The sequence below is a fragment of the Clostridium sp. ATCC BAA-442 genome, from assembly GCF_964239415.1.
In the GTDB taxonomy this organism is placed as follows: Bacteria; Bacillota; Clostridia; order Oscillospirales; family Oscillospiraceae; genus Flavonifractor; species Flavonifractor plautii.
This window is the reverse complement of the sequence record NZ_CAXSQB010000043.1, coordinates 14233-30997: the sequence shown is the minus strand read 5'-3', so window position 1 is coordinate 30997 and position 16765 is coordinate 14233. Positions and strand designations below refer to the sequence as shown.

13 protein-coding genes, 1 tRNA gene and 2 pseudogenes are annotated in these 16765 nt (G+C 65.3%); 7 read left to right on the top strand and 9 right to left on the bottom strand.

Annotated elements, in window-relative coordinates; all coding sequences use genetic code 11:
- A pseudogene (locus ACESY8_RS15285) lies at positions 1-216 on the bottom strand (peptidoglycan endopeptidase); the annotation flags it as partial.
- A complete protein-coding gene (locus ACESY8_RS15280) occupies positions 203-640 on the bottom strand; it encodes a metal-dependent transcriptional regulator (RefSeq protein ID WP_054339020.1) in 438 nt (145 codons plus the stop codon). The pseudogene ACESY8_RS15285 and the gene ACESY8_RS15280, both read right to left, overlap by 14 nt.
- 105 nt (positions 641-745) lie before the next feature.
- Here ACESY8_RS15280 and ACESY8_RS15275 point away from each other — a divergent pair, with 105 nt between their 5' ends.
- Together ACESY8_RS15275 and ACESY8_RS15270 are read left to right on the top strand one after the other, a co-directional pair.
- Positions 746-988 (top strand): FeoA family protein, encoded by a 243-nt coding sequence (locus tag ACESY8_RS15275; protein WP_007492544.1) that lies wholly within the window; start codon positions 746-748, stop codon positions 986-988.
- Complete coding sequence (locus ACESY8_RS15270) at positions 979-2670, top strand: FeoB small GTPase domain-containing protein (protein WP_498794832.1); 1692 nt, start codon at positions 979-981, stop codon at positions 2668-2670. The genes ACESY8_RS15275 and ACESY8_RS15270 overlap by 10 nt, the downstream gene beginning before the upstream one ends.
- Here ACESY8_RS15270 and ACESY8_RS15265 read toward each other — a convergent pair.
- Both ACESY8_RS15265 and ACESY8_RS15260 read right to left on the bottom strand, forming a co-directional pair.
- Positions 2634-3917, bottom strand: a complete 1284-nt coding sequence (locus ACESY8_RS15265; RefSeq protein WP_054339030.1) for a cation:proton antiporter — start codon at positions 3915-3917, stop codon at positions 2634-2636. The two genes, ACESY8_RS15270 and ACESY8_RS15265, sit on opposite strands and share 37 nt — an antisense overlap.
- 85 nt (positions 3918-4002) lie before the next feature.
- Positions 4003-4572 (bottom strand): TetR-like C-terminal domain-containing protein, encoded by a 570-nt coding sequence (locus ACESY8_RS15260; protein ID WP_225123305.1) that lies wholly within the window; start codon positions 4570-4572, stop codon positions 4003-4005.
- Between the two features lie 118 nt (positions 4573-4690).
- On the opposite strand from ACESY8_RS15260, the gene ACESY8_RS15255 reads away from it, so the two are divergent.
- Entirely contained in the window at positions 4691-4939 is a 249-nt protein-coding gene (locus ACESY8_RS15255) for a TIGR03905 family TSCPD domain-containing protein (protein WP_054339022.1), read from the top strand.
- A gap of 56 nt (positions 4940-4995) precedes the next feature.
- Here ACESY8_RS15255 and ACESY8_RS15250 read toward each other — a convergent pair whose 3' ends face one another.
- The gene (locus ACESY8_RS15250) at positions 4996-7887 is read right to left on the bottom strand and encodes a M56 family metallopeptidase (RefSeq protein WP_204681809.1); all 2892 of its coding nucleotides are present in this window, start codon (positions 7885-7887) and stop codon (positions 4996-4998) included.
- Positions 7880-8248 carry a BlaI/MecI/CopY family transcriptional regulator gene (locus ACESY8_RS15245; RefSeq protein WP_009260261.1) on the bottom strand — a complete coding sequence of 123 codons (369 nt, stop codon included), beginning with the start codon at positions 8246-8248 and terminating at the stop codon, positions 7880-7882. The genes ACESY8_RS15250 and ACESY8_RS15245 overlap by 8 nt, the downstream gene beginning before the upstream one ends.
- Before the next feature lie 136 nt (positions 8249-8384).
- On the opposite strand from ACESY8_RS15245, the gene ACESY8_RS15240 reads away from it, so the two are divergent.
- The 4 genes and pseudogenes from ACESY8_RS15240 (at position 8385) to ACESY8_RS15225 (ending at position 12751) form a co-directional block, all read left to right on the top strand.
- Entirely contained in the window at positions 8385-9674 is a 1290-nt protein-coding gene (locus ACESY8_RS15240) for a recombinase family protein (RefSeq protein ID WP_007492531.1), read from the top strand.
- 20 nt (positions 9675-9694) lie between these two features.
- A pseudogene (locus ACESY8_RS15235) lies at positions 9695-10435 on the top strand (nucleoside recognition domain-containing protein); the annotation flags it as partial.
- A 124-nt stretch (positions 10436-10559) separates the two neighbouring features.
- The gene (locus ACESY8_RS15230; RefSeq protein WP_498794831.1) at positions 10560-12605 is read left to right on the top strand and encodes a serine hydrolase domain-containing protein; all 2046 of its coding nucleotides are present in this window, start codon (positions 10560-10562) and stop codon (positions 12603-12605) included.
- A 69-nt stretch (positions 12606-12674) separates the two neighbouring features.
- Positions 12675-12751: transfer RNA gene (locus tag ACESY8_RS15225), tRNA-Arg, on the top strand.
- A 476-nt stretch (positions 12752-13227) separates the two neighbouring features.
- On the opposite strand, the gene ACESY8_RS15220 is transcribed toward ACESY8_RS15225, so the two are convergent.
- From ACESY8_RS15220 to ACESY8_RS15210, 3 genes are all read right to left on the bottom strand, one after another.
- The gene (locus ACESY8_RS15220) at positions 13228-14529 is read right to left on the bottom strand and encodes an FAD-dependent oxidoreductase (RefSeq protein WP_054339024.1); all 1302 of its coding nucleotides are present in this window, start codon (positions 14527-14529) and stop codon (positions 13228-13230) included.
- Positions 14530-14719: 190 nt separating this feature from the next.
- A complete protein-coding gene (locus ACESY8_RS15215) occupies positions 14720-15181 on the bottom strand; it encodes a hypothetical protein (RefSeq protein ID WP_009260257.1) in 462 nt (153 codons plus the stop codon).
- A 553-nt stretch (positions 15182-15734) separates the two neighbouring features.
- On the bottom strand, positions 15735-16715 hold the full coding sequence (locus ACESY8_RS15210; RefSeq protein ID WP_054339025.1) for a carbohydrate kinase family protein: 981 nt from the start codon (positions 16713-16715) through the stop codon (positions 15735-15737).
- Between the last annotated feature and the right edge of the window lie 50 nt (positions 16716-16765).

Below are 16765 nucleotides of genomic sequence, written 5' to 3'. Positions count from 1 at the left end.
CCGCCCCACCAGGGCGGCCCCGCTCTCCACAAAGGCCCGGCGCAGGGGGGACAGCTCCGCCGGAAGGGCGGCGGCGATGCGCTCCCCCACCTCGCCCTGGGGCAGCGGCGTGGGGACGGATGGGACCGGAGTACGGAGGAGCAGCCCCGCCAGCACCCCGGTCAGCAGCAGAAGGACGGCCAGGTGGGGCCGGATGGAGCCGCTACCCCTCCCCATGCTCCAGCCGCTCCAGCAGGCCCTCCAAATTGCGCACGGTGCCCTCGTTTAAATAGTGCTCCACCTGCTCCACCAGCTCCAGCTCGTCCGTGGAGCCGTTGAGCATACAGAAAAAGCGGTGGAGCACCTCGTGCCGGTGGAGCAGCCAGCGCCCCACCGACCATCCCTTCTCCGTGGGCTGGATCAGGCCGTACTTTTCAAAGGCCACCAGCCCCAGCGTGCGGAGCTGATACACCATCTTGGAGGCCGAGGAGGGACGCACGTTGAGCCCCTCCGCCAGCAGGCCGATGCGCGCACAGCCGTCCGCCTCCGCCTGGCGGCAGATCATCTCCAAATAATCCTCCATCGCCCCCGTAAGGGCGTGTTGACTGCGCATCTGATAGCCCTTCTGGGTGTAAAAATCCGGTTTTCCCTCCTGGGACATGCACACACGCCTCCCGTCCTCCGGCACCCTTTCGGGGCCGCGGCAATAGGATAGAGCACGGAAACAAAGTTTCCTCAAGCTAATGTATGTAAGGAGACCGGCGATATGAATCCATCTTCTTTGAACAGCCTCCGCGTGGGCCAGAGCGCCCGCGTCAGCCATATTGAGGCCGAGCCCGCCATGCGCCGCCGCCTGCTGGACATCGGCCTGATCCCCGGCACCCGGGTGACCTGTACGGCGGTGAGTCCCGCCGGCGATCCGGCGGCCTACCTGATCCGCGGCGCCGTCATCGCCCTGCGGGGCCGTGACGCCGGGGGCGTGTACCTGGGGGACGCCCTATGGGACTGACCAGCACCTCCACCGGCGCCGGGGCGGCGGACACCGCCCTGGTGCTCCGGCGTGAGCGGCCCGACGACCGCATCGTGGCCCTGGCGGGCAATCCCAACGTGGGCAAGTCCACCGTGTTCAACGCCCTTACCGGCCTGCGCCAGCACACCGGCAACTGGCCGGGCAAGACAGTGACCAGCGCCCAGGGCCGCTGTGAGCGGGGCGGCCGGGGCTATGTGCTGGTGGACCTCCCCGGCACCTACTCCCTCATGGCCCACTCCGCCGAGGAGGAGGTGGCCAGGGACTTCCTGTGCTTCGGCGGCGCGGACGGGGCGGTGGTGGTGTGCGACGCCACCTGCCTGGAGCGCAACCTGAATCTGGTGCTCCAGACCCTGGAGCTCCAGCCCCGCACCGTGGTGTGCGTCAACCTCCTGGACGAGGCGGAGCGCAAGGGCGTCCGGGTGGAGCTGGAGGCGCTGTCCCGCCGTCTGGGGGTGCCCGTGGTGGGCGCCGCCGCCGGCCGGGGGGAAGGGCTGGAGGCGCTAATGGCGGCGGTAGAGGGGGTGATCTCCGCCCCGGAGCCGCCCACCCCTGTTCCGGTGCGCTACCCGCCCCCGGTGGAGTTTGCCGTGGCCTCCCTTCGGCCCCTGCTGGAGCCCCGCCTGAGGGGCCGCCTCCCCGCCCGCTGGACGGCCCTGCGCCTGCTGGAGGGGGACGGGGCCTTTCTGGACCGGCTTTCCGCCGCTCTGGAGTGGGACCCCCGTGCGGACGCCGCCCTGTGGGGGGCGGTCGAGGGGGCCCGCGCCGATCTGGAGCGGCAGGGCCTGGGTGGCGGCGCCTGGTGCGAGCGGGTGGTGTCCGCTCTGGTGGAGACCGCCGAGGCCATCGGCGCGGCCTCCGTCACCCAGCTCCGGTCCGCCGCCGGGCGGCGGGAGCAGCGGCTGGACCGGCTGCTTACCTCCCGCGCCACCGGCATCCCCCTGATGCTGCTCCTTCTGGCCGGGGTGCTGTGGCTCACCATCACCGGGGCCAACTACCCCTCCCAGCTCCTGTCCGACGGCCTGTTCTGGGTGCAGGACCGGCTGAGCGACCTGTTTGCCTACTTAAACGCCCCGGCGTGGCTCCACGGCGCCCTGGTTCTGGGTGTCTACCGGGTGCTGGCCTGGGTGGTGAGCGTCATGCTGCCCCCCATGGCCATCTTCTTTCCCCTGTTCACCCTGCTGGAGGACTTCGGCTACCTCCCCCGGGTGGCCTTTGTCCTGGATCACGCCTTTCAGCGGGCCAAGGCCTGCGGCAAGCAGGCCCTGACCATGTGCATGGGCTTTGGCTGCAATGCCGCCGGGGTGGTGGGCTGCCGGATCATCGACTCCCCCCGGGAGCGGCTCATCGCCATTCTGACCAACAACTTCGTGCCCTGCAACGGGCGATTCCCGCCACCGGAGAAAGGGCAAATCGCCCCGCCCGGCCAGCAGGGCCTCCAGGGCCTCCCGCCGGGCGGCGGCGTCGGCCGCCCCGGCCGGGGGGGGGGGCCTCGGCCGGGACGGCCAGGTGGATTTCAACGTGTCTCGGGTGATTGCTGCGCATATGCCTCGCCTCCTGTTCCACAAGGCTATGCTCCTGGGTGGAAAAAAAGAGCGGCGGGGGCAGCGCCCGCGCCGTTAAACGGTTATTTTTTCCTGGCGGATTGCTTCAGGTTCTCGTGATCCTCCAGCAGAGCCTGGGAGGCCAGGTCGAAGGCGGCGGCGTCCTCGTAGGCGTTGACCAGCTCGCTCTCCTGCAGATCGCTGTAGTCGTGCTCTTTGCCGCGGTAGACCAGCTTGAGCAGGACTGGGGTGAGGATGGTGGTGGCGATGACCATCAGCACCACCGGGCCGAAGAACTCCTCCTTCATCAGTCCGGCGGCAATGCCGTTGTTGGCCACGATCAGGGCCACCTCGCCGCGGGAAATCATGCCCACGCCGATGCGCAGGGCGTCCTGGTTGGAGTAGCGGCACAGCTTGGCGCCCAGTCCGCACCCCACCACCTTGGACACCACGGCCCAGAGCACCAGCAGCACGGCGAAAAGCAGGATGGTGGTGCTCATCTCAGGCAGGACCACCTTCAGGCCGATGCTGGCGAAGAAGATGGGGGACAGCAGGGAATAGGACAGGGTATCGAAGCGGTCCTGGAGGTAGGCCACCCGGCAGGTGTTGGCGAAGATCAGGCCCGCGATATAGGCGCCGGTGATATCAGCCACGCCGAAGACCGCCTCGGCAAAGAAGGAGTAGAGCAGGCAGAAGGCGAAGGAGAGTACCACAAAGCGGCGCTTGTCCCGGCTGTACCGGCGGAACCACCAGTCCACGAACCGGTGCATGACCATCCATACCACCACGCTGACGGCGAAGAAGGCGGCGATCTTCCCCAGCACCACCCACACGTTGGCGCCACCACCGCCCAGGCTGGTGATGACGGTCAGGCCGATGATGCCCAACACATCGTCGATGATGGCCGCGCCCAGAATGGCACTGCCCGAGCGGGTGGAGAGCCGTCCGATCTCCTTCAGGGTTTCCACCGTGATACTCACCGAGGTGGCGGTGAGCACCACACCGATAAACACATTCTGGAGAAAGGCATCCGGTCCCCGGTTAAAGGCGGCAGCCAAGGCAAAGCCTCCCGCCAGAGGGACCAGCACGCCGATGAAGGCGATGACAAAGGCCGCCTTTCCCGACCGCTTGAGCTCGCCCAGATCGGTCTCCAGTCCGGCGTTGAACATGAGTACGATGACGCCCAGCTCGGCCAGTTGGTCCATCAGAGTTGTCTCTTGCAGCACTCCCAGCATGGCCGGCCCCAACAGCAGGCCCGCCAGCAGCGCACCCACTACCTGAGGCAGGGCAAACCGCTTGGTGAGGATGCCCAGCACCTTGGTGCTCAAGAGAATGACCGCGATTTCAAAGAGAAAATGATAATCCATGAACATTACCCCTCCCTGGATGTGGAATCACCGGGGCGCGAAAAAGGGAGACCGCCCGTGCGGTCCCCCGTCGCGCTCTCAAGACTCAAGACACCGGCTCCCCGGCCGAAAACTTCTCCGCCGCCCGGCGGAATTCGCCCTCCAGCAGGCGGTCAAGCCGGCCCACGATCTCCTCCGGCTCCTCCCTCATATCGTCGGAGAGCCAGCCCATCATCATGCCGGCAATGGCGTACATGTAGAAATCAGCGAGGAAATCCAGCTCCCGCTCCGGCAGGGGCAGGTCCCGTGCACTCTCCGCCAAAGTGGAGGCGGTGATGGCACGGGCCAGGCTGAAAAAGTGGCAGTCCAGGTGGTCCCGTCCGCTGGAGCGGTATACATGATAGATGGCCAGATGGTTGTCCTGCACATAGCGGAAGGCGGCCCGCAGGGCGTCCTGCCAGCAATCCGCCCCCCGCAGCGCCTCTGAAGTCTCATGCTCCAGAAACCAGCGCAGCAGGTCGTAGATGTCCTGAAAGTGGTAGTAGAAGGTCTGGCGGTTGACCTCGCACTCCTCTACCAGCTCTTTGACGGTGATATCATCCAAAAATTTCTTTTGCAGCAGCTTCTTCAATGCGTTCGCCAAGGCCAGCTTGGTGCTCGGGGCCAATCGCCTCACCTCCCACCGGGATTCCATAGAAGCCTACTAGGTCACATTATAGCACAGGGAGGATGGGAATTGCAATCCTATCCAAAGTATGCTATGATGGGCCGAGCAACAAAAAGGAGAGACCGTTATGATCATTGATTATCAGCCCCGGGGCGTCTGTTCCCGCCGTATGACGCTGGAGGTGGAGGAGGGCGTGATCCACTCCATCCGCATCCAGGGCGGGTGCGACGGTAACCTGCAGGGCATCTCCCGCCTAGTGGAAGGGATGGAGGTGTCCGAGGCCATCCGCCGCCTGGACGGCATTCGCTGCGGCGGGAAGCCCACTTCCTGCCCGGACCAGTTGGCCCAGGCGCTGAAGCAGTACAAGGGGGAGTAAGAGACACCGGGACGCATGGCGTCCCGGTGTCTCTGCGTCTGGGGGAGCCGGTGAAGCTAGGCAATCTCCTGGTACGTCAGCTCTGCCGGGTTCAGGGAGAGCGTCTGGCCATCGTAGCGTACCGCCCCTGTGAGCTCTCCGATATCATTGAGGCCCCTGTCATCGGTCACGCCCAGGAAGATCCGGAGCCCGTCTCCCTCTGTTCCGAAATATACCTGACTGCCCACATACCGGCCAGCAGGCAGGCCCAGCTCCGCCGCGGCCACATCGTCGGCATCCAGCATCCCGCCCAGAGTAAGGGCCCGGCCGTCCTGTTCAAAAACGTACAGAGACCAGACATTCACCCCGGTGCCAGTGCCCGTACAGAGCATAGCCGCCAGCTCGTCGGCCCCGTCCCCGTCGTAGTCCCCCAGGGCAAGCTGGGCGGGTACGGCCTGGGGCCCGGTGTCATAGCTCAGGCTGGGGAAGCAGGCCAGCACGCCGTCCCACGCCACCAGCAGACCGTCCAGGCCGGTGGCCTTCGGGTTGAGGCCATAGAGGGCGATCCCGTTTTCCGGCAGCTCCCCAAGCAGGCGGACGGCGTCGGTCTGCCAGCCGCTGGCGTCCGCTGGCAGAGCCAATCGCTCCCAGGTCTCCCCCCGGTCCCCGCTGTATAGCACCGCATTGGAGAGGCTGTTGGAGCTGTAGCCGGTGAGCAGCATCAGGACATCCGAGCCGCTGGCGCACATGGAGGACAGCTCCCACTCTCCCGCCAGGGGGAGGGTGATCTCCTCCCAGGTGAGGCCGCCGTCAGTGGTGCGGAAGATGGGCGCGTCGTTGAAATAGCTCTGACCCAGGAAGCCAGTGTAGCTGTCGATGAAATAGGTGTAGGAGGGGTACCACATCATCCGGGCCGGGTCGGGCCGCCCAGTCTCCTGCCAGGTGCGCCCCCCGTCGCGGGTGCGGTAGACGTAGGTATCCGCGCCCCCTACGCCGTGGCCGATGGCGAACACGAACCAGCCGTTGAGGCCGTCGCTCATGCCGCCGGTGCCGCTCAGAAGACCCTCCAGGCTCTCCGCCTCGTCCCGGCCCGCCAAGTCCTGTCCGGCCCACTCGGCGGGCACGGGGATCAAGGTGTCCAGCTCCGTCCACTCCGTATCGCCGGGGTAGCGGATGCGCAGGCCCTCGTCATCCCACTCCGGCCGTGGGGTATAGGCGTAGAGCGTGAAAGCGCGGCTCTCGGTTGTGCCGTCGGCCCAGGTGTAGGTCAGGGTATAATGCTGGGTCTGGTCGGAGGAAGCGCCCGGGGCGCGACCGCCCAAATATTCCAGGCGGACACCGATGGAGCCGCCCCCGCCGCTGGACAGGCTCTCGCCCCCCTGACCCGTGGAGCCGCCGTCCGCTCCCTGTCCCGCCAGGGCATAGGAGACCACGTTGTCCGGGATGGTGATATGCAGAAAAGAGCCCATAGCCGCCGTGGCGGAGGCGTCCCCGTCCAGGTCGACACGGGTATCCCCCGCCACCACCACCGGCTCGGTGAGGGGGCCAGGGGGCACCGAAGGCAGATTGAGGCGGAATGCGTACTCCAGCCCGTGGGTGCGGATTCCCTCCTGCCAGGTGCAGGAGAGGACGTACAGCCGGGTCTCCATGCCCGCGCCCGGGGCATCCTCCCGGCTCTCCAGCCGGAGCAGCCAGCCATTGCCCGCCCCATAGGGGGAAAGTCCTACCTCCCGGGCCCGGACAGCCTGTCCGTTCTCCACCAGGTATTCCGTCATCGTCCACCGGCTGGGAAATGCCCCATTGTTCAGATAGAGGCTCACCCACGGTCTGGGCGTGGAGGCGGTGCGCTCTGCCTCCGGCAACTCCTCCGGCCAGGTTGCCGCTTCCGGCACGCCCATGTTGACCACCGTCTCACCCCCTGCGCCGCCGGGGCCATCCTGCTCCATCTGTATCCGCAGGGTGGGATACTGGCCGTTCACAGTGGGATCGGGGAAGGGTGGGTCATTGAGCAGCAGCAGCCCCAGCGCGACCGCCAGCACAAACAGCACCGCCGCCATCCAGGGGGCGGCGGGCTTCCACTTCAGGGCCCGCCGTATGCGGTCTTTCACCCCCGTCTCCCCGAAGCCGGGGGGCAGCAGGGGCCCCCGGTTGGGCGAGGCCAGGGCCAGCAGGGCGGCGGAGTACTCCCGCGGGCTGCCGCAGGCGCTGCCGAGCACCTTCTCATCGCACGCCACCTCCAGATCCCGGCCCAGCAATACCCAGGACAGCCACAGCATGGGATTGAACCAGTGCAGCCCTGCCAGGAGAAAGTACACGGCCTTATACCGGTGGTGCCCCAGCTTGATGTGGGCCCGCTCGTGGAGCAGTACCCACCGCAGGGTTTCCCCCTCCACCCCGGCGGGAACGTACACACGGGGGGTAAAGAACCCGAACACGAAGGCGGTGGGGATGCGGTCGCTCTCCCACCACCAGCCCATCTGCGCAGAGCCCCGCCAAACGGCGGTGGCCAGCCGCCGCCGCAGCCGCAGCCAGGCGAGGGCCATGTACCCCCACACCGCCAGCACCCCGGCCAGCCAGAGCCACGCCAGCACGTCCAGCACCGAGAGCCCCTCCGCGGCCGGGGCCGCCTCCTCCGGGGCGGGAACCGCCTCCGGGAGGGCGAAGCTGGGAGCGGGCTCCGCCGGGGGCGCGGGGTCGGGCGCCGCAGGCAGGAGTACGATCTCCTCCGTCCGGGCCAGGGCCTCCGTCTGCTCCTGTACCGCCGGGGTGAGCCAGCCCAGCACGGAAAAGGGGCCGGTGACCAGTCCCACGGGGAGGAGCATGCGGACGGCCGCCACCAGCCACAGGAGCTCGCAGGCCAGGGCGGGCAGGCGGAGCCGCCGGAACAGCCACCGCAGGGGCAGGGCGATGAGCACCACCCCGGCGGCCATCAGGCTCATCTGAAGCACCGTCAGAAACAGCTCAGTCATGGCCCCCCTCGCTTTCGTCGAGCATCCGCCGCAGCTCGTCGGCCTCCTGCGGAGAGAGTTTCTTCTCCCGCAGGAAGGCGGCCACGAAGGCGGGCAGGGAACCGCCGAAGCCCCGTTCCACCACCGCCGCGCTCTCGTACTGGCGCACCTGCTCCCGCTTCACCAGGGCGGTGACGGTGGCGTGCTCGTTTTTCAGGAACCCCCGCCCGGCCAGCTTGCGGATGAGGTTGAACACCGTGGACTTTTTCCACCCCAGCTCCGCCTCGCACCGGCGGGCCAGGGCGGTGGAGTTCACCGGCTCCAGGTTCCACACCAGCTCCATCAGCCGGTACTCCGCGTCGAACAGCTTGTACTCCTCCATTGCATGCACCTCGTCACGGTTGGTTTGTTGAGAGAAACCTCTTTCTCGAGACTAGTTTATCCAAACAAACCTCCTTTGTCAAGGGGGATATTTCCACTCCCGCCGCGTACACATAGGGCGAAAGGGGGCGTGGCGGATGCGCTTTGCCATCTACAGCCGCAAGTCGGTGCTCACCGGCCGGGGGGAGTCCATCGAAAACCAGGTGGAGCTGTGCCGGAGCTATCTGGCGGCCCACTATCCCGGCGTAAGGCCGGAGGAGGTGGCGGTCTACGAGGACGAGGGTTTCTCAGGAAAGGATTTCCAGCGCCCCCAGTTCCGCCGGATGCTGGAGGACATCCGCCGGGCGCGGCCGGAGGCCCTGGTGTGCTACCGGCTGGACCGGGTGAGCCGCAGCGTGGGCGACTTTGCCGACCTCATCCGGCGTCTGGAGGGGTGGGGGGTGGCCTTCCTCTGCATCCGGGAGAAGTTCGACACCTCCACCCCCATGGGCAAGGCCATGATGTACATTGCCAGCGTCTTCGCCCAACTGGAGCGGGAGACCATCGCCCAGCGGGTCCGGGACAACATGTGCCTGCTGGCCCGGACGGGGCGGTGGCTGGGGGGCACCACCCCCACCGGCTTCCGGGCGGAGCGGACGGCGGAGGTGATCGTGGACGGCCGCGCCCGCACCGCCTGCCGGCTGGTCCCCGACCCCGCGGAGTGGGGCCGCGCCGCGGCCATCTTCCGGCTGTTTCTGGCCCGGCAGAGCCTCAGCGGCCTGTCCCGCGCCTTGGCGGAGGAGGGCATCACCGCCCGCACCGGGCGGCCCTTCTCCCTGCCCGGCCTGCGGGAGATTCTGCAAAACCCGGTGTACTGCGCCGCGGACCGCGACGCCTGGGACTACTTCGCCGCCCTGGGGGCGGATCTCTGCTTTCCCCGGGCGGACTGCGACGGCCGCCGGGGCCTGCTGGCCTACCAGAAGCGGGACTACACCGGCGGGCGCTCCCCCCGCAACCCGGTGGACAAGTGGATCATCGCCCTGGGGCGGCACCCCGCCTTGGTGTCCGGCGCGACGTGGAGGGCCGTTCAGGAGCTGCTCACCCCGGACCGGGCCCCGGCGGTGCACAACCGGCGGGCCCTGCTGTCCGGCCTGCTGTTCTGCGCCCGGTGCGGGGAGAAGCTGCTTCCCAAGGCCCGAAAGGGCGGTTCTTACGACTACATCTGCCGGGCCAAGCTGCGCCGGGGCGCGGCGGCCTGTTCCTGCCCCAACCTGTCCGGCGCGGCGGCCGATCAGGCGGCGCTGGACGCCCTCTCCGCCCAGTTTCCCCGCCTGGCCCCCCGGCTGGAGGAGCTGGCCCGGGAGGAGCAGCGCGCCGCGTGCCGCATCCTCCTCCAGCGGGCCGACTGGGACGGGGCGGACCTGGCCTTCACCCTCTGCCGCCTCTGAGTGTTTGCCCTTCCCCCGGTGGCCCATTCCCGACCCTCATTGCAATCATCACCATGTTCTTTGTGGGCACATCCGGCGGCCCCGGCCGCGGATTGCTGGCCGCCCTGCTCCTCACCGGGGTGATCCTGCTGGGGGTGTTCCTCACCTTCGGGGTATCCCGCCTCTTGTCAGGCACCCTTCTCCGCGGCGTGCCCTCCTCCTTCACCCTGGAGCTGCCCCCCTACCGGCGGCCCCGTATCGGGCAGGTGGTGGTGCGCTCGGTACTGGACCGCACCCTCTTTGTCCTGGGCCGGGCGGCGGCGGTGGCCGCCCCGGCAGGCCTGCTGATCTGGCTGTGCGCCAACGTGCAGGTGGGGGGCGACAGCATCCTCAACTGGTGCACCGGCTTCCTCGACCCCTTCGCCCGCCTGCTGGGCCTGGACGGGGTGATCCTCATGGCCTTCCTGCTGGGCTTCCCGGCCAACGAGATCGTGATTCCCATCATCATCATGGCCTACCTCTCCACCGGGAGCCTGCTGGAGTTCGACAGCCTGGACGCCCTGCGGCAGCTCCTGGTGGACCATGGCTGGACCTGGCTGACGGCGGTGTGCACCATGCTCTTTTCCCTGATGCACTGGCCCTGCTCCACCACCTGCCTGACCATCGGCAAGGAGACGAAAAGCGCCAAGTGGACCCTGCTCTCCATCGCCATCCCCACCGGCATCGGCATGGCGGTCTGCTTCCTGGTGGCCTCCGCCGCCCGCCTGCTGGGCCTGGCATGAGGGTTAAGGAAATTTTAACTGTACACCGGTGGAAAAGGGTGCTATCCTATAAAAGATGCTTGACCTTCCACTTCGTGGAAGGTGTATGGTTCTCTTGGAACCAAGCAAAAAGGAGGAATTGGACATGAAACGAATCGGTTCCCTGCTCACCGCCGGGGCCCTGGCCCTCTCCCTGGTCACGCTGCCCGCCGGCGCGGCGGAGGCCGCACCGGCGCTGGAGGAGACCGCCCAGGCCGCCGCCCAGGCCGCCCTGACGGCCGGCGGGGCCCAGAGCATCCAGTACGCCCTGTGGCAGGATGGGGAGATCATCCTCACCGGCCACGCGGGAAATTATTCCCGCACGGAGAACCGCGCCCTCACCGATGACATTCTGTACGGCGTTGGCTCGGTGAGCAAGACCTACACCGCCGCCGCCGTCCTCAAGCTGGTAGACGAGGGGAAGGTGGAGCTGGACGCCCCGGTGACCGCCTACCTGCCGGACTTCACCATGGCCGACGGGCGCTATACGGATATCACCGTGCGCATGCTCCTCAACCACTCGTCGGGCCTGCCCGGCTCCACCATCGCCAACGGCTTCCTGCTCAACGACCCGGACACCCTGGCGGCCGACACCCTGCTGGAGGAGCTGTCCAGCCAGACCCTCAAGGCCGATCCCGGCGCGTTCAGCGTCTACTGCAACGACGGCTTCACCCTGGCCGAGCTGGTGGTGGAGGCGGTCAGCGGTATGGACTTTGACGACTACGTGCGCCAGGCCATTCTGGAGCCCGCCGGGCTGGAGGACACCTGGTTCCCCGGCGAGGACTTCGACCAGAGCCTGCTGGCCAAGACCTACTACGGGGCGGACGAGACCCGCGCCCTCCCCGCCGAGACCGTGGGCGTCCACGGCACCGGCGGCATCTACGCCACCGCCTCCGATCTGGCCGCCTTCGGCGGAGCGGTGTTCTGTGAGGACGGGATTCTCAGCGCGGACGCCATTGCCGCCTCCATGGCCGACGAGTACGCCCGGGGCATTTGGCCGGAGGACACCGAGGATGTGGTCTCCTACGGCCTGGGCTGGGACAGCGTCCACTGGTACCCATTTGCCTACAGCGGCATTCAGGCCGTGACCAAGGGGGGCGACACCATTCTCTACCACGCCGGGCTGGTGGTCATCCCCGAGTATGATATGGCCGCGGCGGTGCTCTCCTCCGGCGGTGTCAGCACCTACAACGAGATGGCGGCCAGCCAGATGCTCATCGCCGCCCTGGCCGAGCAGGGGGTTGCGGTGGATCAGACACCCCACACCCTTCCCGCCGCCGAGCGGGCGGAGATGCCCGCCGAGCTGATGGACTACGCCGGGCTGTACGGCGACTCCACCTCGGCGGTTATGCTCACCGTGACCGCCGACGGCGTCCTCTCCACCGGCAACGCGCCCCTGTACTACTACAGCGACGGCTCCTTCCGGGACGAGAACCAGATGGTGATGCTCAAATTCGTGGAGGAGGACAACGGCCAAACCTACCTCTGGCAGAAGGCCTATTCCTCCATCCCCGGCCTGGGGGAGCAGCCCAGCTCGTCTTACATCTACATGAAGCTCCCCGACAACCCGGTGTCCCCGGAGGCTCAGTCCGCCTGGGACGCCCGCAGCGGCAAGCTCTACCTGGCCCTGAACATGAAGTACAGCAACATCCAGTACCCCCTGGCCCTGCCGGTCGCCGCCGTGGCCACCGACCCGGCGAACATGCCCGGCTATATGGTCTTTGACCGCATCGTGGACGCCGACTGCGCCGAGGGCGTGGCCCAGATCCCCGGGCTCTACGGCCGGGACTGGCAGAATATCACCATGACGGAGCGAAACGGTGTGGAGTACCTCTCCACCTGCGGCGGGCTCTATATGGATGCCGCCGCAGCCGAGCCCCTCTTCAGCGGTGCCTCCTCTTGGTCCACCATTCAGGCCGACGGCTATGCCCGCTGGTATCAGGTGGGTTCCGCCGCCGCGGGCAAGACCATGACCGTCCAGGTGCCGGAGCACGGCGGCTTCGCCGTCTATGACGCTGCCGGCCTGCCCGTGGCCGCTTCCTGGGCCTGGGGCGACACCTCCGCCGTCCTGCCGGAGGGCGGCTGGGTGGTCTTTTCCGGCACTCCCGGCGCCCGGTTCGTGCTGAGCCTGACCGCTGACGAAGAAAAGTAAAAATTTCTCTTTACAAACGGCGCAAAGATTGCTATAATAATCTGGCACGTTGATGATCACGTGTCAGACGCGCCCGTAGCGCAATTGGATAGAGCGTCAGATTCCGGTTCTGAAGGCTGGGGGTTCGAGTCCCTTCGGGCGTACCATAAAAATAACCACACCTTTCGGTGTGGTTATTTTTATGGATACCGTGAGGACTTCACATGCCCGGCGGAAGTGAATTCCGCCTGCACCAAGGTTTTGGCCTTCGGCCAAAACACTTGCACGGCGCAAAAGCGCCGCGGGCCAGAAGTCCGCTTCAGCGAAATGCTGTATCTTTTTCGTATGCATATGCCAAAAAGCAGGCTTTCCGCGGCAGCGGGGAGCCTGCTTTTTGTATAGACTGGGTGCCGCATACGGCCAATCGGGCTTCGTGCGAGTGCTCGCCCTCTAGGGAAGGGACTCCTTGCTCGGACTTCGGGCGTACCCACCTGAATGCTCCTACTCGCTCTGAAGAACCGGAGCATTTTCGTCCGCAGTTTTTATTGGTATCCCCTCTGCCTGCGGGAATGGGATGGCACCCAGCCGTCCATTGCTACCGCACTAGGACAATATTCTTTGCAATACCGGGCAATTTTTTGCTCTAGCATGATGTCAGATCGCCTGTGGCCGGATTATCGATGCATTTTCCCTCCTTCGTAAAGCGGGAGCCATGGCATGGGCAGTCCCAGGTGTGCTCCTGGGAATTCCATTTCAGCGCGCAGCCCATATGGGGACATCGCTTGGTTGTGGGGGCCAGCAAGCCGACGGCCGCCTCAAATCCATTGACGACCAGTTGAGGGCGGAGGACTGTGCGGGAAGGCGAAAACACCTCTGCGAAAGGGTTGGTCTTCCCCTGCACAAGGTCACTCAATAGCATGGCGGATACCATAGAAGATGTCATTCCCCATTTGTTAAACCCGGTAGCTACATATAAGTTTGATGTGGAGGAGGAATAAGGGCCGATATAGGGGACGCCGTCCAAACTCATGCAGTCCTGAGTAGCCCACTGGTACTTCTCTGTCGCACCCGGATAATACCGCCGGGCAAACTCCCTCAGCTCCCTCCATGCTCCGCCCCGCTTTCCCGTACGATGCCCGCCGCCGCCCACCAGCAGCAAATCCCGTGCGTTTCGGAATGACATCCCCTCCTGCGCCTCATCCACATACATACCGTCCACATCCGGGGCGTTTTCCAGGGCAATGACGTAGGAGCGGTGCTGATACAGCTTTAGAAAATAGCTGCCGTGTTTGTTGAGGAACGGGAAGTGTGTGGCCACGATCACCGCCTTTGCCGCCACTTTACCGCTGTCCGTCACGGCTGTCGTGCCAATCAGCTCCCGCACCGGCGTGTGCTCATAGATGTGCAGGCCCTTTGCAAGGCAGCAGACGAACTTCAGGGGATGAAACTGGGCCTGGTTGTGCACCCTGACAGCGCCAGCCACAGGAAAGGGAAGTGGAAGATGCTCCACAAAGTCCCCGTGGAAGCCCAGCTTTTCCATGGCCGACAGCTCCTGTTCCAGCTTTCTTCGCTCTTCCAACGCATAGACATAGGCATCTTTTTCCTCAAAATTACAGTCCATACCAGAACACAGCTCCCGGTATTTTTGCAGAGCCGCCTTCTGGGCGCAGAGGTACTGTCCCGCCCGGTCGATGCCGAATCTGCGCAGCAGCTTGTCATAGATAAGGCCATGCTGAATGGTAATTTTGGCGGTTGTATTCTTTGTGATACCGCCGCACACCGTTTCCGCTTCCGTCAGAACATAGGGTACTCCGGCGCCGTGCAGCAGATAGGCGCACAGGATGCCCGCCATACCGCCCCCGATAATGAGGACATCGGTGGAAATATCCCCCTTTAGGGGGGCAAAATCCCTGTGCTCTCCGGTCTCTTCCCACACTGATTTCATATGCTTTCCTCCCCAATTCATGTCTTGGGGATAGTGTTTTGCAGCCTTGGTTTTTTCATACCTGATTTAGAGAACAAGCTGATGCGTGTATCCACAGGCTCAGAAACATGTATACAATAGAAGCAGACGGACGGCGGCCTGTTTTTTACAAGCCGCCGCCCGAAATCAGAGCGCTGCACAGAGCCGCGCTCTACTGATTGATGATTTCCGCTTTGCAGGTGGAGACAAAAGCAGGGTCGCTGCTGTTGGGCCCTACCACAACCACCATCCCAAATTCATTGCGTATAATACTTCCATTGGCCACGGTTTGCCCTCCGGCATTGATGGCGACGCCGGTTGTGCCCACCGGCAAATAGGACCGGATGGCAGCCTCACAGTCGGCATCGCATCCCGTGGGGGGTGGAACCGGTACGGGCAGATAGGTGATGGCATTGTTATAGGAGGCACTGGTAATGCGCACCGAGGCAATACGACAGATGGAGACAGCCTCCTGAGGCACCCCCTGGCTGTTGACTAGCTGGAGCAGTCCGGCATTCGGCCCGGCAGGGAGCAGCGAACCGAGGCGACCACTGCTGTTATTTCCGCTATCCATAGCGACTACAGCATTATCATTCGGATAGAGCTGGATGAGCTGCTGGAGCACATTCCGCATCTGTTGAACACAGGCGCAGCCCACCGCAGCGGCAGTTGGACCAGTGGGGCCGGTAGGACCAGCCGGCCCGGTTGCTCCAACAGGCCCCGTACTTCCTGGCGCTCCGTCTCTGCCCTGCGGCCCCGTCGGTCCGGAGGGACCCTGCGGCCCGGTAGGGCCGGTCTCACCCGCTGTCCCAGCCGGGCCTGTAGCCCCCATGGGTCCGGCCGGGCCCGTCGGCCCGGTGGCTCCAACAGGCCCCGTACTCCCTGGCGCTCCGTCTCTGCCCTGCGGCCCCGTCGGTCCCACAGCACCAGTAGGGCCCGGACTACCCGGAATGCCTTGCGGGCCCGTCGGGCCTTGCGGCCCTACCGGCCCTGGTACAGGGCAGCAGACCGGACAACACACCGTTCTTTGCACCTGCTCATCAAAATGGCCGTTCGGCCGATAAACATTCATAACAACTGGCACGACCCCTTTATAGCATAGTTGGGCACTCGCCCATATCAGCATATGCAGCGGCACCGCGCCCGGACATAGGTACTCAACAGGCAAAAACAAAATTCTGAAAGTATCAGGCGTCAAAAGCACAGCGGCCCATGGCCTGCACACAGGCCTGGATGGCGGCTGAATCCGGCATGGCAGGAATGGCGCCCTTGGCGGTTGTTGTCAGGCCGCCCGCAGCATTGGCGACACGGGTGGCGGATACCCACTCCTCCAGGGTGAGCGCCTCCAGTGCGGTCCGGCCCCGGCCGGGGATCTGCGCAAGCAGGGCGCCCCAAAAGGCGTCTCCTGCCCCTGTGGTATCCACGGCGTTTACGGGAAAGGCGGGCAGAGCCCCCTCCCCTGACGGTGTGCGGAAATACGCCCCCTCCTTGCCCCGGGTAATAAAGACCGCAGACGGTCCCATAGCCTGAAGCTTTTCGGCCCCACTAGGCAGGGTGCTCTCTCCGGTAAGCAGACACATCTCCTCTTCGCTCACCTTCAGTATATCCGTTAGCTCCAGGGCGGCACAGAGCGCGCGGCGCGCAGCTTCCACACTAGGCCAAAGGAAAGGACGGTAGTTGGGATCATAGCTGATAAGAGCCCCCGCCTCCCTGGCCCTCCGTGCGGCCCACAGGGTGGTTCCGCGGCAAGGCTCCTTGGTGAGGGAGACGGAGCCAAAGTGGAATATCCGGCACCCCTCCAACAGGGTGTCATCCACCTCCTCCGGCCGGAGCATCACATCCGCCCCTGGATCTCGATAGAAGGAGAAGGAGCGGTCGCCGTACTCATCCAATTGGACAAAGGCAAGGGTCGTGGGCACCCGGTCATCCCGTCGCAGGGCGGAGCAGTCAATACCGGCTTTCTCCATGTGCTCCTGAAGAAAGCGGCCAAAGGCATCCCGGCCCACCTTGCCCACAAAGGCGGTGCTTCTGCCCAGCTTGGATGCCATAGCCAGTACGTTGGCCGGCGCACCGCCCGGGTTCTGGCTGAACAGAGGCATTCCCATCTCATTGATGCCGGCGGGCGTAAAGTCGATCAAACTCTCGCCCAGTGCTACTATGTCATACATGTATTCACCTCATATCAGCGCGGGGGGGGGGGGGGGGGGGGGGGGGGGGG